The organism is Methylotenera sp. G11, assembly GCF_000799735.1.
Taxonomy (GTDB): domain Bacteria; phylum Pseudomonadota; class Gammaproteobacteria; order Burkholderiales; family Methylophilaceae; genus Methylotenera.
The window spans coordinates 283,488-309,029 of record NZ_JUHH01000001.1 but is presented as its reverse complement, the minus strand read 5'-3'; the positions used below and the strand labels follow the sequence as shown (position 1 = coordinate 309,029).

Below are 25,542 nucleotides of genomic sequence, written 5' to 3'. Positions count from 1 at the left end.
CCGCAGACCGCCTAAAACACGCACCTGCAACGAATGCCGATGTGATCCAGTTCACTGCCGGGCTTCATACCGCTAACAAACATCGGCAAAAACCCGGTGTGATACAAGATCAGTTACTTCTGATCGGCAGGTTTCCAGCCACCACCCAGTGCTTTGAATAAATCCACAGTCGCCGTCAGCCGTGCCTGACGGCTTTGTACAAAAGCCAGGCTTGAGTCATTGTAAGCGCGCTGCGCATCAAGCACATCGATATAGGATGAGTAGCCTGACTGATAACGGTTTTCAGAGACCGCGAGTGCTTTTTTCGCCTCTTCCTGGCTGATATTCAATGCCTGTTCACGCTCGGTATATTGACGCAGGTTCACCAAAGCATCATTGACCTCCCGGAATGCAGACTGAATGGCACCTTCATAATTTGCAAGCGCCTGTTTCTGCTTGGCGCTGGCCTGATCGACTCTGGCATTCAGCTTGCCTGAATCAAATACGGGCAGATACAAGGAAACACCACCGGTCCAGATACGCGCGGCCGATTTCAGCACATCTCCCAACTCCATGCTTTCGCCACCCAGGCTGGCCGTTAAGGAAATAGTCGGGTACAAAGCCGCCTTGGCCACCGCGATATTGGCATTTGCCGCCACCATCTGTTCTTCCGCCTGCTTGATATCAGGGCGGGCTTCCAGCAAAGTAGAAGGCAATCCCGCCGGCGGTGCAGGCGGAATTGGCAATGCGTTCAGTTCAGGTGCAGATGCCGTCAAACCAGTGACTGCCAGGTTCAAATCCCCGGTCAATACCGCCAGCTGATGCAGGCTTAATGACCTCTGGCGATTCAGATCCGCTATCTGCGCGCTTAGATTAGAACTCGCCACCTGTGCCTGCAGTACATCCAGGGATGACGCCACGCCACCTTCCAGGCGACGTTTGGTCAGAGCCAGGCTGGCATCCCGGCTTTTCAGGTTTTCCTGGGCAATGGCAATCTGCGATTCCAGGCTGCGTAAACTCAAATAATTGGTCGCCACTAAACCCGTTAACGACAAAGCCACCGTGTCTTTCGCATAGCGTGTGGATAAAGCCTGCGCCCTGGCAGCTTCTTTTCCACGACGCAATTTACCCCAGAAATCCAGTTCAAAGGTCGTGCCGAGCTGGCCGTTATAGTTACTGCGCGGATTGTTTGTCAACTGCTGGTTAGCCCCAGCCTCCGTCACACGGGAGCGCTTGGCACCGGCATCCAGGTCGATCTGCGGAAACAGGAACGCGCCAACTTCACGCATCACGGCATCCGCTTCTTCAATTCGGGCGACCGCCAGCTTGATGTCTTTATTGTTTTGCAGCGCATTTTCAATCAGCGTATTTAAAACCGGGTCCTGGTACAAGGTCCACCAGCGATTGAGGTCCGCATGCTCTGCTGCTGCCTGCTGAGCCGGCTCGACATACTGCGCCGGCACGCTGACCTCGGGCCGCAGATAATCCGGCCATATCTGGCAACCTGACATCAATAGCGCTGCCGCTACGACCGCATAAACCGGCTTAATACCTTTTAGATTGTGATGCTGCATCATACTGCACTCTTTCCATTTGTTTCGGTAGCCGCTTCTGAAGACACCGAGTCTTCCGGCGGCAATTCATGATGTTTTCTATGTACATTTTTATTACTGAGCCATGTGAAAAACAATGGGATGAATATCGTTGCCACAAAAGTAGCCAGCAACATGCCGCCCAGCACGCCGGTACCCATTGAGCGGCGAGCTGCCGCACCGGCACCGGATGCAATAGCAAGCGGCAAGATACCCAGCACAAACGCCATCGACGTCATGACAATCGGCCGGAAACGCATGCGTGCCGCTTCAAGGGCCGCCTCGGCAACAGGCATGCCTTCTTCCATTTTCTGGCTGGCAAACTCCACGATCAGGATTGCGTTTTTCGCCGCGAGGCCAACCAGCGTAATCAGGCCAATCTGGAAATAAATATCATTAGGCATGCCACGTATCAGCACGGACAGCAAAGCCCCTGCAAGCGCAAACGGCACGGCCATAATCACGGCCAGCGGCAAGGCCCAGGTCTCAAACTGCGCAGCCAGGATCAGGAACACCATAATGATCGCAAAGCCAAAAGCGAACACTGCGGCAGAACCGGTGCGTTTTTCCTGGTAGGCCTGGCCGGTCCATGCGATCTGGTATCCGTCAGGCAGGCTTTCCGCAGCAATTTTCTCTACCATTTTGATGGCATCGCCAGAACTCACTCCTGCCGCACCTTTACCCAGAACCTTGGCAGACAGTAAGCCGTTATAACGTTCCAGCTGTTCTGCACCCACAATAGAGCTGACCTTGCTCAGTGCTGATAATGGCACCATCTGGCCGCTATCTGAGCGCACATAGACTTTGCCCAAATCTTCGGCTTTCATGCGGTATTCCGCCTCTGCCTGCAACTGCACCCGGTAAGTACGGCCAGATTTATTAAAGTCGTTGACATACAGCGAGCCCATGGTGCTCTGCAATGTGTCGTAAATGCTGGCGACAGGCACACCCTGCGAAATCGCTTTTGCTTCATCCACTTCGACAAACAGCTGCGGCACTGTCGGGCGGAAGAATGTATTCAACTCTGCCAGGCGCGGCTCGTTTTTCAGGGCGCCGATAAAGTTATTCACCACTGCCGACAGGTTTGCCGGATTGGAATCGCTACGGCTCTGCACATACAGCTCAAAGCCGCCGGAACTGCCCAAACCGCGGATTGCAGGCGGGTTAAAGGCAATTGCCATACCATCCGGCTGCTGCATGCCGATACCGAACACCTTTTTAACGATGTCATCGGCGGTGGCTTCACGCTCATCCCAATCCTTCATACGCACGAACATCGTAGCGGCACTGGTTTTATTACCGCCACCGATCAGGTCGAACCCGTTCACCGCAAACTGGTGCGCTACGGCAGGATCCTTGGCTATCACGGAACGTACATTCTCGGTTGTTTTGCTGGTGCGGGCCAATGTTGCGCCATCCGGCATGATGACAGCGGAAATCACATAACCCTGGTCTTCAGCCGGCACAAAGCTGCCTGGCACCACCCTGATCAGGACCACCACCACGCCGATGACGGCCGCAAAAACCACGGTACCGATGATGCGGTGATGCAGCGTCAGGTTCACTACCGCAGTATAAAAGTGCGTGAATCTATCAAAGATACGGTTAAACCTGATAAAAACAGGGGATTTTATATGCCCTGATTTCAACAGTACCGCGCACAGTGCTGGCGTTAAAGTCAGCGCCACGATGCCGGAAATGACCACAGCCACTGCAACGGTAACGGCAAACTGGCGATACATTTCACCGGCGATACCGCCCAGGAAGGCAACCGGCACGAATACCGCACAAAGTACCAGCACAATCGCCACTACCGCAGCAGAAACCTGTTCCATAGACTTCACGGCAGCCCTGATCGGTGAAAGCTTCTCTTCATCCATCAAACGCTCGACGTTTTCCAGCACCACGATCGCATCATCCACCACGATACCGATAGCAAGCACCATGGCGAACAAGGTCAAGGTGTTGATTGAGAAGCCGAATATCCATAAGCCTGCAAAAGTACCGACCAGTGAAATCGGCACCGCAATCAATGGAATCAAGGTCGCGCGCCAGCTTTGCAGGAACAGGAATACCACCAGCACTACCAGCACCATCGCTTCAGCCAGTGTTTTAACCACTTCGCCGATTGAGGCTTTCACAAAATCACTGGTATCGTACGGCACCTCCCAATCCACGCCGGCTGGAAAGCGCTGTTTCAGCTCATCCATCTTTTCTTTAACTGCATTAGCCGTATCCAGCGCGTTCGCACCGGATTGTAAAAAGATAGGGATACCCACGCCAGGCTTGCCATCTAGCAAAGTACGGACGTTATAGCTCTGTGAACCCAGCTCGATGCGGGCAACATCTTTCAGGTACAGTACGCCGCGCGGCCCATCGGCGCGAATGATGATATTTGCAAACTCGGCTGGGTCTATCAGGCGGCCTTTTGCGGTTACCGTATAAACCAGCTGCTGGTCGGACGGTGATGGCTCCTGACCGATTTTACCGGCAGCATACTGCGCATTCTGTGTACGGATGGCATTGGCCACATCGGTTGTGGTAACCCCCAGCTGCGCCATACGATCCGGCCGCAGCCAGATACGCATGGAATAATCCTGCGCACCGAAAATAATGGCATCACCCACACCTTTAATGCGTTTCAGCTCATCCAGCACATTGAGCGTACCGTAATTGCTTAAAAACAGGGGATCGTATTTTTTCTGCTTATCCGTGAGCATGACTACCAGCAAGATGTCATTCGAGCGTTTCTGCACGATGACGCCGGTACGGCGCACTTCTTCCGGCAGGCGCGGCAGCGCAATGTTTACGCGGTTGCTTACGTTGAAAGTTGCCTGGTTGACATCGGTGCCCACTTCAAAAGTTGCAGTAATGGTCAGGCTACCGCTTGAGTCTGCACTCGAGTTAAAGTACAGCAAACCCTCTACACCGCTCAACTGTTCCTCAATCGGTGCGGCAACGGTCTTTGATAGCGTATCGGCACTGGCGCCAGGATAAGTGGCAGTGATCAGCACTGTGGGTGGCGCAATCTGCGGGTATTGCGCAATTGGCAATTTCATTGCCGCAGCCAGGCCCGCCAGCACAATGATGATGGACAGGACACTGGCAAAGATAGGCCTTGTAATAAAAAATTTACTCATATGAATTCTCGCTTAAGTCTTTATTTTTAGACTTATTAATCAGACTTACTTTTTTGAATCAGCTGCCGGATTTTTCGCTGCCTCAGCTGGGGGAGCAGGCGGCTCCCCTGCCGGGTGCGGGGCAACGCTTGCACCAGGGCGTATCTTGATAATGTTATCCACGATGACTTTATCGCCTGCATTCAGGCCACTTAAAATCACCCAGTCCCTGCCTACCCAGTTTCCAGGCACAATAGGTGTGAGCACAGCTTCATTCTTATCATTGACAACATACACAAACTTACCCTGGTCATTTGCAATGACCGCAGTTTGCGGCACCACAAATACGCCATCTTTATGCCCAGTGATGACGCGTACTCTCACAAACTGGCCCGGCAGCAGACGTTTGTCTTCATTTTTAAATTCAGCACGCAACTGCTGTGTACCCAATTGCGGGTCAATGCTGCTTGCTGCAAAATTAAGCTGCCCTTTTTTGGTATATTCCTCGCCGTTCGGCAGTATCAGGCCTACACTTTTGACATTAGCCTGTGTCAAAGGGCCGCCCAGCTGTGCCAGCTCGTTATCCGACAGGCTGAAACGCACCCAGATCGGTGTGATCTGGCTCACTTTGGTCAGTAGGCTGGTATTTGCATTCACCAGCGCGCCTTCAGACAACTCAAAACGACCGGCAATTCCCGATATCGGTGACGTGACATTGGTGTAGGATAAATTCAGCTCAGCTTCACGCACAGCAGCTTCATACTGCGCCAGACCTGCCCGCGCCAGTGCGTTATCGGAAGTTGCATTATCCGCTTCACGCTGGCTGATGGACTGTGTTGCAACCAGCACCTGCAAACGCTGTGCTTCACGCTGCGTCTGCTCCAGCCTTGCCTTCTGCTGTGCCAGCTGCGCTTTAGCATTGGATAGCGCGATCTGGAATGGTACAGGGTCTATCAGGAACATGGTTTGGCCGGCTTTAATAGGCGCCCCTTCTTCAAACAGCTTCTTAAGCAGAATGCCGCCTACTCGAGGACGAATCTCGACTTCTTTGGCGCCCTCGGTCTGCGCAACGGCCTCTGCACTGATTGGCACAGTGGTCGCCTGCAAAGTGACGATAGACACAGGCATCGCTGGCATTGCGCCCCCGGCATTGGCGGCATCATCCTTTTTACTGCAAGCCGACAAGGCAAGCAAAGTGATGGCTAATAAAATTGCACTTAGCGTAAAAACTGTGCTTTTGTCTTCTGCAACCCGCGTACTGTTTTGTGATGAAAAATGCTGACCTGTTTTGAATACCATTACTTACTCCAAGCTTATGTACTTATAACCTATTAATTAGATTATGTTTTTATTGAATTCGAACTTGATTTAGGGCTTGCTTACATACATATTTGCATGTATATTATATACAAACAGGAATGTATGTAAATGACATTTTTGTATAATACACGTTAAATTTTGTAAAACCGAGTAAACTCAATGGTCAGAAAAACTAAAGAAGATGCAGAACTTACACGGCAGCGAATCATAGATGCTGCACGTGCAGTGTTCCTCAAGCGCGGCGTAAGCAAATCGACATTGGAACATATTGCTGCAGAAGCTAACGTTACCCGCGGCGCCGTGTACTGGCATTTTAAAAATAAAACAGATATTTTCCATGCCATACGCGAACAGGTTTTTTTACCGCTCATAGACAGTATAGACGACACCCTGGCACCCGCCACCAGCAACAGCGACAGCGACAGCCCGCTAAACCAGATTGAAGCCAGCCTTTGCAATACCATTAACGAGCTCAGCAGCAACCTTGAAATGCGCGAAACCTATGAGATCATCATGATCAAATGCGAGTATGTGGATGAATTTGCCAGCGTGCTGTACCAAATGCTCAACAACTGCTCATGCATTGTCGAAAAACTTGAGGCGGCTTACGAGCGCGCGCAGTCCCAGGGGCTGCTGGCAACCTCCCTCAGCCCGCGCGCACTGGCTCTGGATACTCACTTGTTTTTCGGCGGCCTGCTGCATATGTGGGTCAAGGATGCCGACGGCAGCAGGTTCCGCTACCAGGCGATTGACCTGATCAAATCACACATCAATCTGCGCAGGAAATAGAATTAGCTGGCAAAACGCTTGTTAATCGCCGGTTGTAGCGATACCATACGCCCCATTGGGGTTAGGAGGCATCGTGATACAGTCAGGCGAAATTTACGGTAAACAAACCGCAAACAGATTCGTGATGTACAACGTGCTGAAAGTCAGCAAACAGGTAGTCACGCTGCAAAACATAGACAACCCACTCAGCCTGTTTGAAACCACCGAACAGAAACTCGCAAGCTCTGGCTATATCCGCATCAGTCAGACGCCCTACATAGACTTGACAGCAACTTCCGCCAAACGTAAAAAAGCCGCAAAGAAACCAACGCGCTGTCCGCTGACTCTGGATTTTCTGGAAGAGCGTGCCGACAGCGAACGCCCTGCCCCCATCATGCCGGATTTGTTCGGTGCCGGTTAGATAAGTTTATGCAGCAATTGCTTTTATAAACCTATTAGCCACAGATGCACACTGATAAACACAGATAAAGCCTCACTAGGCTCACAATTTAAGCTTGGTTTTTATCTGTGTGAATCTGTGTTTATCAGTGGCTAATGTGTTTTCGAAGAACTACCGGTCTTTTGGCGGCCCGCCACACAAATCGTGTCCGTCCGCGCTGTAAATCTCAACCTCAACAAAATCACCCGGTGTCAGGCCTTCTGCATCCTCCAGGTAAACAACGCCGTCAATTTCAGGCGCATCTGCCTTGGTGCGGCCGATGGCTTCGATATTGCCTTCTACATCCGTCACGATTTCATCTACCAGCACGGTTTGAATGCTGCCGATTTTATGATGCAGCTTGGCTGCACTGATACGTTCCTGCACTTCCATAAAGCGGCTTAAACGCTCCTGCTTGATTTCTTCCGGCACCTGTCCCGGCAGCGCATTGGCCGCTGCACCATCCACGGCAGAATAAGCAAAACAGCCTACACGATCCAGCTGCGCTTCTTCCAGGAAGTCCAGCAGCATCTTGAAGTCATCTTCCGTCTCACCCGGAAAGCCCGCAATGAAAGTACTGCGGATCGTGATTTCAGGACAGACTTCACGCCATGCCTTGATGCGCGCCAGGTTGTTCTCGCTGCTGGCCGGGCGCTTCATGGACTTGAGTATCCGCGGGCTCGCATGCTGGAATGGCACATCCAGGTATGGCAGGATCAGGCCTTCCGCCATCAGCGGGATCACTTCATCCACATGCGGATACGGGTATACATAATGCAGGCGCACCCATACATCGAGCTCGCTTAATGCCTTGGTAAGTTCTGTCATGCGTGTTTTTACCGGGCGCCCATTCCAGAAACCCGGGCGGTATTTCACATCCACGCCATAAGCAGAGGTATCTTGCGAAATCACCAGAATCTCGCTGACTCCTGCATTGACAAGGTTCTCGGCTTCATTCAGCACTTCACCGATCGGTCGGCTGACCAGGTCGCCACGCATGCTAGGAATAATGCAGAAACTACAGCGATGGTTACAGCCTTCCGATATTTTGAGATATGCGTAGTGCTTAGGCGTCAGGCGAATACCCTGCGGCGGCACCAGATCAACAAACGGCTCATGCGGCTTGGGTAAATTTGCATGCACCGCAGTCATCACCTCTTCCAGCGCGTGCGGCCCGGTCACTGCCAGCACACTGGGGTGTGCGGCTTCAACCACGCCAGCTTTCGCACCAAGGCAGCCTGTCACGATGACTTTGCCGTTTTTGTTGATGGCTTCGCCGATCGCATCCAGCGATTCTTCAACAGCGCTGTCAATAAAACCGCAGGTATTCACCACGACCAGGTCGGCTTCATCGTAACTGCCCGAAATTTCGTAACCTTCAGCGCGCAGCTGGGTGAGAATGCGCTCGGCATCGGAACCTGCCTTGGGACAACCCAAGGATACAAAGCCTACCTTAGGAGTAGCGTTATTGCTTACTGTTTTATTTGTCATAAAAAACCTATAAATCTTAAAAAATATCGTTATGATGACGCCATGTATATTATTGTTATTGCATGGCTTTACGTAGTGATCTTAATGGCAGCCACCGAAAAATCCATCGCTGCCGGATTGCTCACTTTTACCTTCTACGGCCTGCTTCCGTGCGCCCTGCTGTTGTGGCTACTCGGCACAAAACATCGCCGCCATTACAGGAACAGGCAATTACTCGAGCAGGATGTGCGCGAACCAGATAGTGGCGACCCCCAGGCTGATCAGCAAGACCTGACTGATCGTCGCTTTTAATTCGGTACGCTTATGCAGGCTGGGGATCAGGTCCGCAACCGCCACATACAGCATACTTGCCGCAGCCAGCCCAAGAATATACGGTATCCAGCCCATTACAAATTGCAGCGCGAAGTATGCGATCAGACCGCCCACCAGCGTAGCCAGGCTTGACACCATGTTAAAAACAAATGCCTGTTTCTTGCTGTAGCCTGAATGCAGCAGAATCAGAAAATCGCCGACTTCCTGCGGGATTTCATGCGAAATGATTGCCAGCGCTGTTACCATGCCTAGCTTTACATCCACCAGGAACGCTGCGGCAATTAAAACGCCGTCGACAAAATTATGAAAAGTGTCGCCTATCATAATCATCATGCCGCTGCGGCCATGATCATGGTGACTGTGGGCGTGCGCATGGCTTTGCATGATAGACGGCGCATGCGAAGCCGAATGAGAGCTTACGGGCCTGAATTTAGCCCCGCCCTCCTGCGCTGAACTGCTTTGCTTTACATCCGGGCAATTGGCCTCGCTATGAATCGCATGCACCTCACAGTGGTCTCCATGGCAATGGCGCCAGATCACCAGCTTCTCAAGCACAAAGAACAGCAGCAACCCAAACAGCAGGGTTGCCGAAACACTCTCTACACTGGTCGCCTCCTCAAACGCGTGCGGCAGGATTTCCAGAAACACCGCGCCCAGCATTGCACCAATCGCGTAACTGACCAGCATCGGAATCCAGGCTGTGCGCAAATTGAGCGCAAAAATCGCCGCCAGGGAAACGCTCAACAAGCCGCCGGCAAAGCTGGCAACGATAATCCAGGTCAGGATGGAAAAATCAGGGATGGTCATGCGGCACTTGAAAGAAATGAATAACCGCCATTATAACTTAGACGACTATCATTTAGAAAAAGGTTCAAACCTAAGAACGCGCTAGTTGATCCCGTTGTCGCGAGCAACGCGCGGCAACCCACAGCCCCTAGCGATTCTCCAGCCAAATCATGCTTGCCATGCGTCCGGTGACATTGTCGCGCCGGAACGAGAAAAAACGCGTCTCATCGCTATAGGTACAGAAATCCTCATTCACGCTCGCGCCGTAAATCTCAGTCACACCCAAAGCGTTCAAACGCTGCCTGGCAATTAAATACATATTGCATAACCATTTATCGCCATGTCGCTTGAATGCCAGTTCAGCATTGCCATCTTGAGCTAAAAACTGTGCTTTGACGTCATCGCCCACTTCAAACGCATTTGGGCCAATCGCTGGCCCCAGCCATGCAAGAATCTCGCTCGCCGGCACCTGCATCCTGGCAACGGCAGCTTCGATCACGCCATCGCACAGGCCACGCCAGCCCGCATGTGCAGCGGCAACCACTGAGCCTTTTTTATCGCAAAGCAATACCGGCAGGCAATCTGCCGTCATCGTCACGCAGACTACATTTGGCTTGGTAGTAAACGAGGCATCCGCATTCTGCAGGCAGCCACTATCCGCCGCGTCAATCACCTCAACCCCATGCACCTGATTCACCCACACCGGTTCGCTAGGCAGATACGGGCTTAGCAACTGGCGGTTTTTAGCCACGGCAATCGGGTCGTCATTGACATGTGCGCCCAGATTCAAGCTGGCATAAGGTGCAATACTCACCCCGCCTGCACGTGTAGTTTGCAAAGCTTTAACATTAGATGGCGCGGGCCATTGGGGTTGAATAAAATTAATCGAATTGGTCATGAATCAGCAATGAGTGAAATAAAATAGGCTATCCGTATTTCGTGGTTGATATCAACATACTGCCACATTTTCGGCCATTATTGGATTGGCTCCCACGGATTGAAAATTGTTACCCCTGTGGACTGAAAATCAGCCACATTGCGAGTGACTACCGTCATGCCATGCACAAGAGCCGTCGCAGCAATGAGTGCATCACGCTCGCCACGCTTGTCTGGTATGTGCAGCTTAGCACAACGCTGTGCTATGGTTGTATCAATGGGCAACGTTCTCCCAGAAAACTCCGGCAATACATGTTGCTCTAACCACGCACGCAGCATGGCTCCTTGGGTGGCGTCCTTGCGCTCAATCGACAAAACGCCAAGTTCCAACTCCATGATAGTAATGGCGGACACAAACAGGTTGGCGGCATCGACGTTTTCAGCCCATGTCGCCACGTTCGGATCGGCCTTGCCAATACGAACTTTTCGTAGTTCGGACACCACGTTGGTATCGAGAACATACATCATGAGAAATCAGCCGGACGGGGTTCGATAGTTACGCGCTGGGGCTCAAACTCAATGTTTTCAATGCCTGGCATAGCCAGCGAATCAGCAATGCTGCGACGCTGCTTTGTAAGTTGTTGATATTCCTCAATGCTCAACAGCACATGAGCAGGCTTGCCGCGATCTGTGATGAATACAGGACCTTTCTTGGTAGCCTTCTTTGCACGAGTAACGTCTTGGTTCAGCTCCCGGCTGGATAGGGTTGTGATTGTCATAACGGAACCTCTTACATTGAATATTTAATGTAGTTATGTTACTACATTAAATCGGGGTGTCAAGAACTATGGAGCTATGACGGGGCTGGATAGAGTCGATTTTAGATGAACCATAGATCGTAATACGTGGTTGCTATCAACCACGTATTACGAATACTCATAAAATATAAAGCCAGTCAGCACTAACCAGCCGTAGAAAAACAAACAATCGCCGCTTATCTTTGCACAGCATTTTTGCGAATCCAGCCTGCGAAATTCTGCTCATCCATTTCGCCAGCGGCAACTGCGAGCATTGTGAGCGTAGCATCCACTTGCGTAGCCTTTAATTTATACCCATTTAAGCCCAAAAACAAACCAACAGAAAGAAAAGCAGTACGTTTATTACCATCAATAAAAGCATAATTCTTAGCAAGCCCAACACCATAAGCAGCCGCTAATTCTGCAAAATCAGGGCTACCGTACATAACCAGATTTACGGCGCGATTTAACGCCGAATCCAGCAGCCCTTCGTCGCGAATACCCGATGCCCCGCCATGCAACGCCAAGCTTTCATCATGCAGGGTGACGAGTAATTGCTTATCAATCCACCTGAATTGATTCATAGCTATTTTGCCAAAGCGTTAAATGTGTCGCGGTACTCCCGCATGAATTCACGCCCTATATCAAGCTGCTCTTCAAACTTAGGGTCATGCGGCGTAATCGTCACTGCACCTGGCGCATCTGTTAAAAACACTGTGTCACCTTTTTCAAGCTTTAAGCGCGCTAATACTTCTTTAGGCAAAATCAACCCAACAGAATTACCGATTTGGGTGAGTTTTAAAGTTTGCATGAAAGACCTCTTAATCAAAAAGTTATAACAATTGTTATAATAAACCGATTGTTACTAGGGTGCAATAAACGCAAATGTGTAAAAGCAGCATATAGCCATGAACGATTTGATTGAAGGTATATTCGCAGCTATATGCAGTTTCTACTGTACAAGCTACAACACATCTAACGGGCTGCTCACACCTCGCCCGCCTTTATTTAACACATGCGTATATATCATGGTTGTTGCCACATCACTGTGCCCCAATAATTCCTGAACAATGCGAATATCATAACCATTCTCAAGCAGATGCGTAGCAAAACTATGCCTGAAAGTATGCGGCGTGGCTGGCTTAGTAATGCCGGCATCTACCACCGCCTGACGCACCGCGCGCTGAATAGCCTGATCCTGCACATGATGCCGCCTGATAACTGCATCATCGCTACGCGGATCAACTGACAACTTGCCCGAAGGAAACACGTACTGCCATGACCAATCACGCGCTGCGTAAGGATACTTTTTAGCCAGCGCATAAGGCAAATGCACTGCACCATAGCCCGCCAGCAAATCCTGCTCATGCAAAATCTTTACTTTTTCCAGATGCGCCTTTAATGGCGCAGCTAAACTGACAGGCAGCATGGTGACCCTATCTTTAAAACCCTTGCCATCACGGATTAAAATTTCTTTACGTGAAAAATCCAAATCGTTAACTCGCAGGCGCAAGGCCTCTAAAATACGCATGCCGGTACCATAGAGCAAACTTACCACCAAATGATGCGTACCCTCCAATTGCTTTAAAATAGCCTGCACTTCCTGCTGTGTTAATACCACAAGCAAGCGTTTAGGCGCTTTAGCACGCTCCACATCATCCAGCCACGGCAACTCAACGCCCAATACCTCTTTATAAAGAAACAACAAAGCACTTTTTGCCTGATTCTGCGTGCTTGCCGCAACCTTACTCTCTACAGCCAAGTAAGTCAGAAACCGCTCAACTTCTGTTACACCCAAGTCTTTGGGGTGCTGCTTGTCAAAAAATAAAATAAAGCGTTTAATCCAATCTACATATGCCTGCTCTGTGCGGATACTGTAATGCTTCAAACGGATTTTTCCGCGCACTTGATCTAACAACTTAGGTGGCTCTATTGACGTAGTCATAAGTACATTTTAGGATGCATACTTTACGTTAGGCGAATTAGAAATGGATACTTCGGCGAGTCAGGAGGACATTGATATTGTTATTCGACTACTAATTTCGCATTGGCACGATAAGGCTCAACTCGCAACATTCGCTGAAGAGCGCCATGGCTATGGCTCTGAACCATACGGTGTTTTGTACCCTGGCGATCTTGACGAATACGACAAAGAAGTTGAAAAATATTTCATCCCCGAAGGCCAAGTTGAACTTTATATCGACGCTGGATTTTGCTCCAAAAGTGAACATTTTATGGTGAGCGAAAAACACTACCTTCAAATACTGGCTCAAGCACTTGAAAAAGACGGCTATGCCAAGGAGTCTGAAAATATTAGGCACCTCGCACTTAACTGCGCCTAACCCATCGGTCAAGCGGGACTGGCCGATGGTCGCAGTTTTTACGGTCGGTGGTAAAGTTTCCTTCGGTGGCTTCAGCCAGCTTTTGGGGCGGCCAGCCCCTTACCTCAAACGTTAGGCAAAACGTTATGTTTGGAATGCTCAACAAGAAGCAAAAGACACCTGAGAACATATTGTTTTTGATAAATATGCACATTGGTCGCGGAACAAATACAGAAATACCAACAAATCTTGTTGGGGCTTATGTTCCAGCGTTCGTTGCAGCCCCAAACCATGAGGCTGCGGCTCACGAAGTTGTATCCAACCTCACCCGTCAAGGCTACGAATTTATTGATATTGCAGATGGAAAAATTCATCAGCTCGACCCTCTGAAATGGGATTCATATGTGATGGATGCTTGGCCTGAATTCGTGGCGCATTTTCCAAAGCAAAGTGAGGTAATTTCCAAGTTACCTTCTAAACTTCTGTTTTTCGGTCCCTTTGCAAGCTATGAGGCCTCAAATGCCTAACCCATCCATCAAGCGGGACGCGCTAAAGCGCGCCCCTTATGTCAGACGTTAGGGAGAGTGATGCAAGTTACTAACCAATTTCCCGGCGATGAAAAACTAAATACAGAATTTTCTTTGCGAATTCCCCTCATAGCTCAGTTACTTTCTTTGGTGCTCTGGGCTCCTCTAGCGGCGCTCGCAGGGATGGGATATTCTCCTGGCTTTAGCTTTACGAATGTCAGCCTAATCCTATTTCACCTTTACCCAGCCTTTATCCTTATTGCCTTTCCCGTAGCATATTCACTAAAGCAAAAAGGCAATGGGGTTCTAGCCAAAAAAGTAGTCTACTCTCCACCACTTATTGCAATATCTGGGTTTACCGTTATTATCCTTTGGGTTTCAATACATGGTGCCTAGGCCGCATTATTCCCTAACCCATCCATCAAGCGGGACTGCTTCGCAGCCCCTTATGTTAAATGTTAGCCCTTTTACAACAGGAAAATTTAAATGACAAACGAAGCAGAAATCATAGCGCCACCTCTAGTCGCTGAAACTGATTGGTTTCTTCAATCACTAGTAAGTTTCGCTAATGAAGCATCATTAGAAATCGGTATAACTTTACAAGTTAGTGGCATGCTCGTGTCTGGAAACTTAGTCAGTCATAAGCAATACTTCGATGGTTTTGCTACAGAATTCTCTAGCGCATTCACAAATTCCGAGGACGCAGAATCGATAAAAACCAATATTTCTTCTTATGGCGATTTATATAAGTCTAATGACGAAAATAAAATTCAACCCCCACCACAATATATTCATTTAAAAAATACTCGGTTCTTTAATACCGCTGGCAACCCAATCCCTGGCAACAAGGGGGTGTGGTGGCGCGGCCGTATTTGTGAGGTTGGCGGGTTCTCACTTGGCAGTCTAAGTGCATCGCAAGGCTAACCCATCATTCAAGCGGGACGCCTAACGGCGCCCCTTAATTCAAACGTTAGAGATAATGTGTAATTGACATAGATTCTTTAAGAAACAGCACCACCATTCTGACTAACCATTCTCTCTCATCAATTAAAACCATTCAGTCGCTATGTTTCAAAACATCATCATTTAGTCTTATTAAATACCTATCATTCATACCACAAAAAAAATAAATGGTATATTTTCCCGTTTATTGATATATTTCTGCAATGTCATATAAAGATAAACTCTCTAACTCATCCATCAAGCGGGACTGCTTCGCAGCCCCTTATGTCAAACGTTAGAGATTATGAAACTAATAAAACTTACTCCTGCACTCTTGCTAGCAACATTTGGTGCATTCGTTATTTATTGGAATATGGCCGAGGCCACATATTTATACGCCTATTCCGGCATAACTTCAGGCCTAATAATTATTTTTTGGAGCATTCTTTTGGGTATTGCGCAAAAAAAATCATACAAGGGTGGCGCCGCCTCAATTATATGCACCGTGCTTTTCACAGGTGCAATTGCATTGCTAGTCAATTTATGCTTTTTTACAGAGTACACAAATCTAAAACTACTAAAAGGGTTGTTTTCAACGTCTTTGCTACTTATAGCAGGTGTAGCTTTACTAAAACAAGGTCATCAGTTTCATCATATCCTAAGCTCTCTAACCCATCATTCAAGCGGGACGCCTAACGGCGCCCCTTAATTCAAACGTTAGGCGTGCGCATGGGAACATCGTTTGTTGAAATCTGTGGAAATGGCTTTTGGATGCGTGATTCCATCCTAGAATTATTCCTGCGTCTCGCAGCACTTCATATCGAAGATCAGGTCGAAACTGACTCAATCGCCCACAAAATTCGAGATGAATGGCTTCTTGCATCACGCGGCTACTTCAATGGCTCTGTACCTTTGTCATTGGAGTCAAATACAGCTTCGCCAAAAGGAAAGGTCATTGTTCTCTCTGCAATTGATTCACTATTACACGCACTGAGGAAAAGCCCCCCCCTTTTTTGGACAGAAGTGTTATCAATCTCATGGGTATTAGCGGCGAATTCACAACCGACTTTGAGACTTCTAGCCTCATTGAGGTCGGAGAGGCGTTTGTTGCCCTTGTCAACGGTACGCGGTTTGGTGGCCCGGATAGCACAGCTTTCATGCCAGGTCGCCTAACCCATCCATCAAGCGGGACGCGCTAACGCGCGCCCCTTAATTCAACGTTAGGGCTCCCCAATACATGCAGCCAGTGCCTTCAACTGTAGGCGGTGCAAAAGTAATCTGCTGCACGGCTATAGACTTGCGCCACCGCCATACCGGCAACACGAAACAAATCGTTGATGGTGTTGTGCTCGGACCGACCAGCGGTCTAGCCATATGCCAATACGAAGGCGAAGACGCCTTCTACTTGTTCGGCTGCGACGAAAACTGGAATAGCCTTTCCGACACTTGGCACGAAACGCTAGAAGATGCGAAAGAACAAGCTGAGTTTGAATATGAGGGAACATTGAAAACTTGGATATTGCCGGAGGTATAAATGAGCACAATAACGAAACACCCAATGTTTGTTTTGCCCCCAAGCCCTAACCCTACGGTCAACCGGAACGCCAACAGCTGCGCTGTTGGTTCCCTCCGCGCTTCGCGCTCCGGCGTCCGGTTACCTTCACGTTGGGCGGAGCCATAAAAGCATGACTAAATCTATTGGCACTACGCTCGACAGTATTTCGCACGGACTTTATGTTGGGAGCTTGAATTACTCTCCAAGCTTTCTAGTTGTTGAATTAAAAGGCATGGCAGGTCAATCACTTCAAAAGCTGATTGATTTAGCCATTAGGCGCACCGTAGTAATCGGTGGTACGCAATCAGCCAAAGAAGCTGATTTATTGGTGAGCGTGAAAGAAGCGCTTTATTACCAAGGGGACGATGGATCACATCCAGATCGTGGTTACTTGGCAAGCGTCGAGTTTCAACGAAATGCAGAATTAGTTATGTCCGAAGTGGGAAAGCTGGTTGATGGAGCCGACACAATCATGTCGTTTTGGCTAAAAGAAGGGCATCCTTTCTATCCCGTGTTCTGGGACTTTGCATACTTAATTGAGATAAACAATGATGCAATTGTTTTTATCGGGTCAAGTTCAGATTGAAGTCTTGCCCAACCCGGCATTCAAGCGGGACGCGCTAACACGCGCCCCTTAATTCAACGTTAGGCACTATGCGACAAACTCAAATTACACCTGATTTCGTAAATGCTTTAGGGCAGGCCGTGCTGGACTTCGGCTTCATGGAGTCTGCGATTCGCACAATGATCATCGTGCTCTCGCGGGAGCATAATCTTGCAAAGGCACTCGTGCCGTCATCAAACGGTGTCTCAGAGAATCTCGACTTACTTCGTCGTCTTTGCCATCACAGAGTTTCCCCCGGGGCTCTGGATGCCTGGTTCGACGCCATTGAAGACATTCATAGACTCTTCATAGAAAGGAACAAGATTTTTCATGGTATGTTCTTTGAGCACGAGGAAAGGCTCTTCCTAGCCAAAGTTCGAAAGGGCAAGAGAGGCTCCCCCGACGAGTGGACGCAGAATGAATTCGACACAAGCTCCGTTCGCGAAATACTCCAGCAACTAGGGGATCGCAGACGTCAGCTTATGGATTTCGCTGATGACTACTCTTCAAATGATGACGGGCCTCCACATTCCCCTTCTCAAAATGCACATCCGAGCTTGTCGGTCAAAGGTAATAATGCCTAACCCATCCATCAAGCGGGACGCGCTAAAGCGCGCCCCTTATGTCAAACGTTAGGCGAAAATGGCGAACACGTACCACATCTGTTTGGCAGACTACGAACCAATAATTTCGGAACTTGCACGAATTATTCAAGCTAGTTGCGAGGCCGAAGAATACAGTTTAGCCGAAGAGAAATTTCACACTAGTTCTAATGAAAAAGATATTTGGCTAATGAAAGGTCTACTAGGGCAATTGGCAGTAGAGTTCGAGAAATACGAAGGCTATTATTTTTCTGAATTCCACGCGTTAGAGCCAGCTTTTAAAAACGGTAAAAAGCTATTGTGGTTCAATTATTTGGCTCAAGGTGGAAATCCAAATGCTCAAGAAAAGCCATAATCTACCAAGTGGCCAAAATAATTCAATATCGCCTAACCCGTCCATCAAGCGGGACGCGCTAAATCGCGCCCCTTATGTCAAACGTTAGGCTGCTATGTCTTGGGTTCTTCACCTTTCCTTTCCGCTCTTGGCTACTTTCATCGCCGTTTTTGTTGGGGGTTGGGGCGCATCGAATATGTGGGTAACTTATATCATGTTCTCTGCTCCGCATTGGCTTTGGTTTTTGCTCTCTGGATATTTAGATGTATCACGCCCTTGTGCATTTGGAGGCTTCTTCGGCACACACTTTTTGTTGGTAGCTACAGCAATACTTGTATTCACTTCTAGCTCCCATGAGGCTGCAAATGGGTGGTTTCTCTATTTATTGGGTTCCCCGGCTTCCCTTGCGGTTGGGGCTTTTATTGGCAGTTGGGTTGGTAGCCGTGTATCACGCGCAGCCTAACCCATCATTCAAGCGGGACATTAACGGCGCCCCTTAATTCAAACGTTAGGCAATTAATATGAGCGACTGGGATTTTCTTCATGACATGCATAGCGACGGCTACAGCCCAGAACAAATAGCTGATGCCGCAGCCTGTGGATATAACCCTTGGGAGGTCACATACATTGATATTGACCCCGCCTGGGTTGATTCTCAGTTGCAAGAACCCACGGAAGACCAACCGAAAAAAATATTTAAGAGTAGAGATGGATTTCCATATAGCACGCTAGAACAAGCTGAAATTTTTTACGATCTGATTGATTGTGCTACACGTCATTTTGAAAATACTGGTAGGTACTTGCAAATTTGGGGAGAGCTCGGAGAGATTTACGCAGAGATCAAATTCGGCCTCTGCCGTCATGGTTCTCACAAGGAAGGTTCTGACGGCACGATTGCAGGAAAACTAGTCGAAGTAAAAACTATCTCTCCAGAGAAAGCCAACGATCATGTCATTGTTAAGAGCCAAGGAGACTTTGAGCAACTGCTCATCGTGCGCATTGATGAGGATTTTCAGTTCACAGGCAAGATATTTAATCGAAGTGAGCTAAAAGGTGGTTCAGGAAAGTTCCTCAGAGGGCAACTCAAGGATGAAGCAAGCAATGCCTAACCCATCATTCAAGCGGGACGCCTAACGGCGCCCCTTAATTCAAACGTTAGGAAGCAAGAGATATGGCAAGAGATAGGCTGATACCTGTTCATCCCAGAAACTATCGCAGCATTGCTCTGCATGCCATTAGCGCCGTAACTAATCCGGTTGTTATTTGGGACCGTAAGCGCATCGTCGCGTTTCTGCTTTTAATGTCATACCTCAGATTAGGCTGTGCCACCGAACCGCCAGCTCAGACATCGTCCGATAACGATTATTATGCTATGGAACGTGCGTGCAAAGGAAATAGCTGTTGCCTCGCATCGATGCACACAATGAAAGCCCGTCAAGGGTTTCGTATCAAAAATATGAATGACACCTGCCCTGCTAACTATCGTCAAAATATGCTCAGATGCATCGATACATATGTATGGTGCGAACCAACCAAAATTCAGACTTTAAAATAGCCCGATGCCTAACCCATCCATCAAGCGGGACGCTACGCTAAATATCGAACATTAGAGGTCACATAAAATTTCTTGCAAACGATGCGGTTTCAGCCATTAACTGGTATCAGAGAGAAATTTCACCTAAAAAAAGGCTTTTGCTGTGCTTATCATGTATTGCATGGCCAAGATTCATGCTCCAATGCAGTAAAAAATGTCTTTTATGATCACGGTACGATTGCAGGTATATTGTCAGTTTTCTCACAAGCAAAGAAATGCTACTCTGCTTATGTTTTACTATCGGAGCAGAAGCATGACTCATCAAGCAATAAAATCACAAGCAATAAAATCAATAGTAAAGCTTCATTTTGTACTAAATGGGCAGCATTTGAGGGGGCATGGTGTTGCTTTCTTCCGTTCATAAGTTAACCTCTCATTCGAACAGGATATGCTAAGCCGTTAAAAGTACCCCGCAGGATAGATATGCTAAAACCTATTATGAGTAGAAGCGCTTTCCTTAACTCAAACTAACTATTTCAAGAGCTTACATGCGTTATCAGGGTAAAGTTTCAGGCTGGAAAGACGATCAGGGATTTGGTTTTGTCACCCCTAACGGCGGTGGCCAAAAAGCATTCGTGCACATCAAGGCATTTTCTCATCATGCTCATCGCCCCACAGAGGGCGACATCATTACTTACGAACTTGCGACTGATGAGCGCGGTCGCTTTATTGCAAAAAACATTCGATTTGCACGAGATGCAGCAACACCCGGCGCTTCGGATAAATCCAGTGCATTCAGCACCTATTTCACTATTATTTTTGGCCTGTTTCTCGCCCTGTCTGCCTTACTGGGGCGGCTACCATTAGAAATTGCAGGCTTATACTTCACTTTAAGCATCGTCACTTTTATTGCGTATGTCATAGATAAATCAGCCGCAGAGAATAATCGCTGGAGAACAAAAGAAAGCACTTTGCATTTGTTCAGCCTGGCTGGTGGCTGGCCTGGCGCTTTAGTGGCACAGAAAACCTTGCGTCATAAATCAAAAAAACAGACATTCCAGACCGTTTTTGGGGTTACAGTGATTGCCAATTGCGCTATCCTAGCCTGGCTGTTAACAACAAAAAACGGCTTATCTTTTCTAAACTTGATGATTGGTCAGGCGACCTAAGATGGCTAACCAGCCCATTCTGACGAAACAGCTTACTTTAGACACCAGGTTTTTATGACGACAATTGAATACCGCCAAAACATTTCACTTGCAGCCGCAGACATCGCTGCAGTCTTTGACGCTTCCGGCATTCGCCGGCCTTCTGCAGACCTGGCGCGGATCGAGCGCATGTTTGCGAATGCAAACCTTGTCATTTCCGCCTGGCATGGAAACAAGCTGGTTGGGGTATGCCGGGCGCTGACTGATTTCAGTTATTGCTGTTACTTATCTGACCTTGCGGTGGATAAAGCTTACCAGAAACATGGCATTGGCAAGGAACTGATTGCCCGCGTGCAGCAAGCGATTGGTGATGAGGTGGCGCTGATTCTGCTGTCAGCGCCTGAGGCTATGGAGTATTACCCCAAACTAGGATTCGAGAAGGTGGAAAATGGATTCATCATCAAGCGTATCCGCTAAGCGAAACCCCATTCCACGCCCTGTGCAAGGCTGGCCTGAACCAGCCCTTTGATTCAAGTTTCCAGCGCAGGGCTGTAACGCCAAGCTATTCTTCTTCCTGATCCAGGTCTAAATCGTCGTCTTCGTCCAAGTCTTCGAAATCATCATCTTCGTCGTCGTATTCATAGTCTTCATCGGCCAGGTATGGTTCCGTGCTGAATTCGAACGCTTCTTCATCTTCTTTCACGTCTTCATGCCGCATCGCTTCCAGTAGCACTTTCATGTCATCCGCAAGTTCGATCTGCCATTCCATAAACTCGTTGGTGTCAGGATGGATCAAGCCCAATTTAATGGCATGCAGGGCCTGGCGCTTAAAATTGCTGACCGCGTCGCGCAGTGTCTGCGTCATGGAACGAATCGGCACAATGCCGCGATAACCGTATACGGGATCACCCACTAACGGTGCTTTCAGGTACTGCATGTGCACACGGATCTGGTGCGTACGTCCGGTTTCCAGATTGCAGCGCAGATAGGTCTGCACCGAGAAACGCTCCAGGATTTCATAACGCGTGATCGCCGGCTTGCCCATGCGGTTAATCGCCATTTTGGTGCGGGAGCGCGAGTCGCGCCCTATCGGCTGGTCAACGGTACCGTTGCGCCATAGCTGCCCCCACACGATAGCGCGGTATTCACGCTTGACCGTGCGCGCCTGCAGCTGGCGCACCAGGTGCGTTTGCGCGTTCAGGGTTTTTGCCACGACCAGCAAGCCGCTGGTGTCTTTATCCAGGCGATGCACGATACCGGCACGCGGCACGTCATGCAGTTGCGGCGCATGAAACAACAAGGCATTGAGCAAGGTGCCTTCCCAGTTTCCTGCTGCCGGGTGTACCACCATGCCCGCAGGTTTATTAATGACGAGTATATGGTCATCTTCATAAACGATGTTCAGCGGTATATCCTGCGCCTTGAAAGCATGCTGTTCAGGCTTTGCCTGCACTTCGACCAGAACGCGCTCCCCGCCCCACACTTTAGTTTTAGCGGTTGAGGCTTTTCCATCAACGGTCACTAGGCCATCTTTGATCCATGCCTGCAAACGGGAACGCGAGTGTTCCGGCAGCAAACGCTGCAAAGCGACATCAAGCCTGAGGCCGCCTAAATCATGTGGTACAGTTAATGTGAGGGAATTGCTAAGAGATTGTGGAGTAGCGTCTGTCATCGGTTATAATTGCTGCAAATTCATAAAGGTGGTTTGGCATGAAGTATATCTTAATTTTAACATTTACCTTGTTACTCAATGCTTGTGCGATTTTCGGCGAGCCCACCGAGCTTGATGACACCAGGGGTTTATCTGCGGAACGTATCTACCAGATGGGTGCGGCAAAAATGACCGACAGGGATTATGTGAAAGCCATCGAGTATTTCACAAAACTTGAATCACGTTACCCGCATGGTAAATATGCAACGCAAGCGCAACTGGAAACCGCTTACGCTCATTATAAAAAACAAGACCCCGTTTTAGCCGTTGCCGCGGCAGACCGCTTTATAAAACTGCACCCTAATCACCCCAACGTCGACTATGCATACTACTTAAAAGGTTTGGCGATTTTCACCGAGCGCGGCATTATCGAAAAAGCGACCAAACAACAGGTCAGTGACCGTGACCCGCGTGCACTGCGTGATTCTTTCATGACATTCAAAGACCTGGTTACCCGTTTCCCGAAAAGCCGCTATGCGAAAGATGCTTCACAGCGCATGGTATACCTGTCAAACAGCCTTTCAGAGCATGAACTGCACGTTGCACGTTACTACATGAAACGTCAGGCTTACCTGGCAGCGGTTAACCGCACCAAATATGTCATCGAAAACTACGCGCAGTCACCCGGCGTTGAAGAAGCGCTAGTGATTCAAATCAGCGCATACGACTTGCTGGGAGTGGAAGACCTTAAAAATGACACGCTGCGCGTATTGAAACAAAACTATCCGGACAGCGCCCTGCTGAACAAGAATGCTCCAACCGACGAACGCATCTGGTGGAAATTCTGGGAAAGTATGTATTGAACTAATGGTTTGAACTAATCATTGAAAATACAATCATTTAATCAATGAGATACTTTAATAAACTTCCGGGATTTATTAAAACACCCTCAGGGATTGAATGGGTTCTCCTAAGAAAATTACCTTTAATCTTTGCGGTGAGTGCGGCAGTACCAGTTACTGCGATGCTACTGCTTTATTTCGGCAACCAGACACTTGATCCGGAGCAGCTGAAAACAATCTACCTGTGCCTTGGCATACTGTTCAGTATTTTTTTCTTTGTCGGGGCAGCCGCAATCGGCTGTATCGTGGTAATGATCATGAAAGGGCCTGCTTATGTCGCAGACCCTTATGAATTACCTAAAGAAAACAAAAAGCTTGAGCAATACCCGAATAGATAACAGCCATCATCCGGCTCTCATTGCCAGCGCTGTCTTGATTAACGCTTTTTAGCTTTTCTATCTTTTTCCTCTGCATCTTTCTTGGCTTTAAGTTCGGCACGCTGCGCAGTCTTGCGGCGACGCATGCTTACGATACCCTCACCCGGCTTGCGTTTTTCTTCATCTTCGGCAAACGGATTGTGACCCTGCTTGTATTGTACACGCAGCGGCGTACCTGAAAGCTGGAAAGTCCTGCGGAAGGTTTTTTCCAGAAAACGCGTGTAGGCATCCTTCACGCCATCCACATGGCTGCCGTGAATCACGACAATAGGCGGGTTGCTGCCGCCCTGGTGCGCGTAGCGCAGCTTGGGTCGTATGCCTTTACTGATTGGCGGCTGATGCTGCTGCAGCGCATCAAGCAGCACTCGCGTCAGCTGCGGTGTTGCCAGTTTTGCAAATGCGGCTTTATAGGCGATATCCACTGATTTGAACAGCTCAGGCAAGCCTTTCTTGCGTAACGCTGAAATATAGTGAAACTCGGCAAAATCAAGAAATTGCAATTTACGGTCAATTTCGCGCTTGATCCAGTCACGCTCATCCTCTTTGAGGCCATCCCATTTATTGATGGCCACCACGAGCGCACGGCCGGCATCCAGTATATAGGCTGCCACATGCGCATCCTGCTCGGTAATGCCTTCCTGTGCATCCACAACCAGAATCACGACATTGGCCTCTTCGATCGCCTGAATGGTTTTAATGACGGAGAATTTCTCAATCGCTTCAAACACGCGGCCACGTTTACGCACACCGGCAGTATCAATCAAGGTGTAATGCTTGCCGTTCTTTTCCAGATCGATATGAATGGAGTCACGCGTGGTACCCGGTTCATCAAACGCAATCACGCGTTCTTCACCGAGCAATGCATTCACCAGTGTGGATTTCCCGACATTAGGGCGACCAACAATAGCCACTTTAGGAATCCTGTCGCCGGTATAATCGGTGACAGGTTCATCTTCGTCTACGTTGAAGTTTTCCAGCGCCAGCTCAACGATGTCGCGTACGCCTTCGCCATGCGCAGAAGAGATAGATAAGGGATAACCAAGCCCTAATTCATGAAAGTCCGCACTGACAACCGCTTTCTGCATGCCTTCGGTTTTATTCACGGCCAGCAATACCGGGCATTTACACTTACGCAGGCGATTAGCGATGTCCATATCCTGTGGGGTAGCACCCTGGCGCCCGTCCACGAGAAAAATAACCGCATCGGCTTCATCGATCGCCTGCAGGGTTTGTTTTGCCATTTCCTTAAGAATGCCGTTATCGGTATTCGGTTCAAAACCACCGGTGTCTACCACCAGATAAGGCTGGCTTGCACCTACACCACGACCATAGTGGCGATCCCGGGTGAGTCCAGGAAAATCCGCGACAAGCGCATCCCGGCTTTTTGTAAGTCGGTTAAATAAGGTTGACTTGCCAACATTGGGTCGGCCAACCAGTACAATGGTAGGTATCATAAAAGCCTTCTATTTAGTGCCTAAGCCAAAGAAACGCTGTTAAAACAGGCAAAAGCGGATTGCTGCGCTGCACGGCACGCGTAACCTCAGGCATACATCATCCCGGTTACGC

29 protein-coding genes are annotated in these 25,542 nt (G+C 48.9%); 16 read left to right on the top strand and 13 right to left on the bottom strand.

What is annotated here, in order from left to right; translation table 11 throughout:
- Window positions 1–113: 113 nt before the first annotated feature.
- Genes GQ51_RS01465 through GQ51_RS01455 form a run of 3 tightly spaced genes read right to left on the bottom strand, consistent with a single transcriptional unit; the run spans window position 114 to window position 5,989 of the window.
- Window positions 114–1,556 (bottom strand): efflux transporter outer membrane subunit, encoded by a 1,443-nt coding sequence (locus GQ51_RS01465; RefSeq protein WP_047548914.1) that lies wholly within the window; start codon window positions 1,554–1,556, stop codon window positions 114–116.
- On the bottom strand, window positions 1,553–4,711 hold the full coding sequence (locus GQ51_RS01460) for an efflux RND transporter permease subunit (RefSeq protein WP_047548911.1): 3,159 nt from the start codon (window positions 4,709–4,711) through the stop codon (window positions 1,553–1,555). Before GQ51_RS01460 ends, GQ51_RS01465 begins: the two co-directional genes overlap by 4 nt.
- A gap of 45 nt (window positions 4,712–4,756) precedes the next feature.
- Entirely contained in the window at window positions 4,757–5,989 is a 1,233-nt protein-coding gene (locus tag GQ51_RS01455) for an efflux RND transporter periplasmic adaptor subunit (protein WP_047548908.1), read from the bottom strand.
- Window positions 5,990–6,169: 180 nt separating this feature from the next.
- On the opposite strand from GQ51_RS01455, the gene GQ51_RS01450 reads away from it, so the two are divergent.
- Together GQ51_RS01450 and GQ51_RS01445 are read left to right on the top strand one after the other, a co-directional pair.
- Complete coding sequence (locus tag GQ51_RS01450) at window positions 6,170–6,799, top strand: TetR family transcriptional regulator (protein WP_047548906.1); 630 nt, start codon at window positions 6,170–6,172, stop codon at window positions 6,797–6,799.
- Window positions 6,800–6,869: 70 nt separating this feature from the next.
- The gene (locus tag GQ51_RS01445) at window positions 6,870–7,199 is read left to right on the top strand and encodes a hypothetical protein (RefSeq protein ID WP_052177834.1); all 330 of its coding nucleotides are present in this window, start codon (window positions 6,870–6,872) and stop codon (window positions 7,197–7,199) included.
- 150 nt (window positions 7,200–7,349) lie between these two features.
- On the opposite strand, the gene rimO is transcribed toward GQ51_RS01445, so the two are convergent.
- From rimO to GQ51_RS01405, 8 genes are all read right to left on the bottom strand, one after another.
- Window positions 7,350–8,708, bottom strand: coding sequence for a 30S ribosomal protein S12 methylthiotransferase RimO (gene rimO / locus GQ51_RS01440; RefSeq protein WP_047548900.1), 1,359 nt, complete (start codon window positions 8,706–8,708; stop codon window positions 7,350–7,352).
- A gap of 210 nt (window positions 8,709–8,918) precedes the next feature.
- A complete protein-coding gene (locus tag GQ51_RS01435) occupies window positions 8,919–9,827 on the bottom strand; it encodes a ZIP family metal transporter (RefSeq protein ID WP_047548898.1) in 909 nt (302 codons plus the stop codon).
- A gap of 127 nt (window positions 9,828–9,954) precedes the next feature.
- Window positions 9,955–10,704 carry a peptidoglycan editing factor PgeF gene (gene pgeF / locus GQ51_RS01430; RefSeq protein WP_047548895.1) on the bottom strand — a complete coding sequence of 250 codons (750 nt, stop codon included), beginning with the start codon at window positions 10,702–10,704 and terminating at the stop codon, window positions 9,955–9,957.
- Window positions 10,705–10,781: 77 nt separating this feature from the next.
- Window positions 10,782–11,210, bottom strand: a complete 429-nt coding sequence (locus GQ51_RS01425) for a type II toxin-antitoxin system VapC family toxin (RefSeq protein WP_235276137.1) — start codon at window positions 11,208–11,210, stop codon at window positions 10,782–10,784.
- On the bottom strand, window positions 11,207–11,461 hold the full coding sequence (locus tag GQ51_RS01420; protein WP_047548891.1) for a type II toxin-antitoxin system Phd/YefM family antitoxin: 255 nt from the start codon (window positions 11,459–11,461) through the stop codon (window positions 11,207–11,209). Before GQ51_RS01420 ends, GQ51_RS01425 begins: the two co-directional genes overlap by 4 nt.
- A 215-nt stretch (window positions 11,462–11,676) precedes the next feature.
- Window positions 11,677–12,063 carry a type II toxin-antitoxin system death-on-curing family toxin gene (locus tag GQ51_RS01415; protein ID WP_047548889.1) on the bottom strand — a complete coding sequence of 129 codons (387 nt, stop codon included), beginning with the start codon at window positions 12,061–12,063 and terminating at the stop codon, window positions 11,677–11,679.
- Between the two features lie 2 nt (window positions 12,064–12,065).
- Window positions 12,066–12,290 (bottom strand): AbrB/MazE/SpoVT family DNA-binding domain-containing protein, encoded by a 225-nt coding sequence (locus tag GQ51_RS01410; protein ID WP_047548887.1) that lies wholly within the window; start codon window positions 12,288–12,290, stop codon window positions 12,066–12,068.
- A gap of 153 nt (window positions 12,291–12,443) precedes the next feature.
- Window positions 12,444–13,424, bottom strand: coding sequence for an integron integrase (locus tag GQ51_RS01405; protein WP_047548884.1), 981 nt, complete (start codon window positions 13,422–13,424; stop codon window positions 12,444–12,446).
- Between the two features lie 43 nt (window positions 13,425–13,467).
- Here GQ51_RS01405 and GQ51_RS01400 point away from each other — a divergent pair, with 43 nt between their 5' ends.
- The 12 genes from GQ51_RS01400 to GQ51_RS01345 all read left to right on the top strand — a co-directional run bounded on the left by GQ51_RS01400 (window position 13,468) and on the right by GQ51_RS01345 (window position 21,523).
- Window positions 13,468–13,821, top strand: coding sequence for a hypothetical protein (locus GQ51_RS01400; RefSeq protein ID WP_052177636.1), 354 nt, complete (start codon window positions 13,468–13,470; stop codon window positions 13,819–13,821).
- A 125-nt stretch (window positions 13,822–13,946) separates the two neighbouring features.
- Window positions 13,947–14,327 (top strand): hypothetical protein, encoded by a 381-nt coding sequence (locus tag GQ51_RS01395; protein ID WP_047548881.1) that lies wholly within the window; start codon window positions 13,947–13,949, stop codon window positions 14,325–14,327.
- Between the two features lie 60 nt (window positions 14,328–14,387).
- Window positions 14,388–14,723 (top strand): hypothetical protein, encoded by a 336-nt coding sequence (locus GQ51_RS01390; protein WP_047548878.1) that lies wholly within the window; start codon window positions 14,388–14,390, stop codon window positions 14,721–14,723.
- A gap of 90 nt (window positions 14,724–14,813) precedes the next feature.
- A complete protein-coding gene (gene gvpU / locus GQ51_RS01385) occupies window positions 14,814–15,251 on the top strand; it encodes a gas vesicle accessory protein GvpU (RefSeq protein WP_052177635.1) in 438 nt (145 codons plus the stop codon).
- Between the two features lie 747 nt (window positions 15,252–15,998).
- Window positions 15,999–16,442: a hypothetical protein gene (locus tag GQ51_RS12395; RefSeq protein ID WP_152604097.1), complete on the top strand. Its 444-nt coding sequence runs from the start codon at window positions 15,999–16,001 to the stop codon at window positions 16,440–16,442.
- A 64-nt stretch (window positions 16,443–16,506) separates the two neighbouring features.
- Window positions 16,507–16,803, top strand: coding sequence for a hypothetical protein (locus GQ51_RS01375; RefSeq protein WP_052177634.1), 297 nt, complete (start codon window positions 16,507–16,509; stop codon window positions 16,801–16,803).
- A 151-nt stretch (window positions 16,804–16,954) separates the two neighbouring features.
- The gene (locus GQ51_RS01370) at window positions 16,955–17,410 is read left to right on the top strand and encodes a hypothetical protein (protein ID WP_152604096.1); all 456 of its coding nucleotides are present in this window, start codon (window positions 16,955–16,957) and stop codon (window positions 17,408–17,410) included.
- Between the two features lie 68 nt (window positions 17,411–17,478).
- Window positions 17,479–18,012, top strand: a complete 534-nt coding sequence (locus GQ51_RS01365) for a hypothetical protein (RefSeq protein WP_047548870.1) — start codon at window positions 17,479–17,481, stop codon at window positions 18,010–18,012.
- Between the two features lie 82 nt (window positions 18,013–18,094).
- On the top strand, window positions 18,095–18,385 hold the full coding sequence (locus GQ51_RS01360) for a hypothetical protein (RefSeq protein ID WP_152604095.1): 291 nt from the start codon (window positions 18,095–18,097) through the stop codon (window positions 18,383–18,385).
- A gap of 500 nt (window positions 18,386–18,885) precedes the next feature.
- Window positions 18,886–19,473, top strand: coding sequence for a DUF6998 domain-containing protein (locus GQ51_RS01355; RefSeq protein WP_047548864.1), 588 nt, complete (start codon window positions 18,886–18,888; stop codon window positions 19,471–19,473).
- 973 nt (window positions 19,474–20,446) lie between these two features.
- Window positions 20,447–21,067 (top strand): DUF1294 domain-containing protein, encoded by a 621-nt coding sequence (locus GQ51_RS01350; RefSeq protein ID WP_047548862.1) that lies wholly within the window; start codon window positions 20,447–20,449, stop codon window positions 21,065–21,067.
- A gap of 54 nt (window positions 21,068–21,121) precedes the next feature.
- Window positions 21,122–21,523, top strand: a complete 402-nt coding sequence (locus tag GQ51_RS01345; RefSeq protein ID WP_047548858.1) for a GNAT family N-acetyltransferase — start codon at window positions 21,122–21,124, stop codon at window positions 21,521–21,523.
- 85 nt (window positions 21,524–21,608) lie between these two features.
- Here the strand turns inward: GQ51_RS01345 and rluD are convergent, their stop codons facing one another.
- The gene (gene rluD, locus GQ51_RS01340; protein WP_047548855.1) at window positions 21,609–22,718 is read right to left on the bottom strand and encodes a 23S rRNA pseudouridine(1911/1915/1917) synthase RluD; all 1,110 of its coding nucleotides are present in this window, start codon (window positions 22,716–22,718) and stop codon (window positions 21,609–21,611) included.
- A 38-nt stretch (window positions 22,719–22,756) separates the two neighbouring features.
- Between rluD and GQ51_RS01335 the strand changes: the two genes are divergently transcribed.
- Both GQ51_RS01335 and GQ51_RS12515 read left to right on the top strand, forming a co-directional pair.
- Window positions 22,757–23,560: an outer membrane protein assembly factor BamD gene (locus GQ51_RS01335; protein WP_047548853.1), complete on the top strand. Its 804-nt coding sequence runs from the start codon at window positions 22,757–22,759 to the stop codon at window positions 23,558–23,560.
- Window positions 23,561–23,721: 161 nt separating this feature from the next.
- Window positions 23,722–23,937 (top strand): hypothetical protein, encoded by a 216-nt coding sequence (locus GQ51_RS12515; RefSeq protein ID WP_235276136.1) that lies wholly within the window; start codon window positions 23,722–23,724, stop codon window positions 23,935–23,937.
- 38 nt (window positions 23,938–23,975) lie between these two features.
- Here GQ51_RS12515 and der read toward each other — a convergent pair whose 3' ends face one another.
- Complete coding sequence (der, locus tag GQ51_RS01325) at window positions 23,976–25,430, bottom strand: ribosome biogenesis GTPase Der (protein WP_047548846.1); 1,455 nt, start codon at window positions 25,428–25,430, stop codon at window positions 23,976–23,978.
- Between the last annotated feature and the right edge of the window lie 112 nt (window positions 25,431–25,542).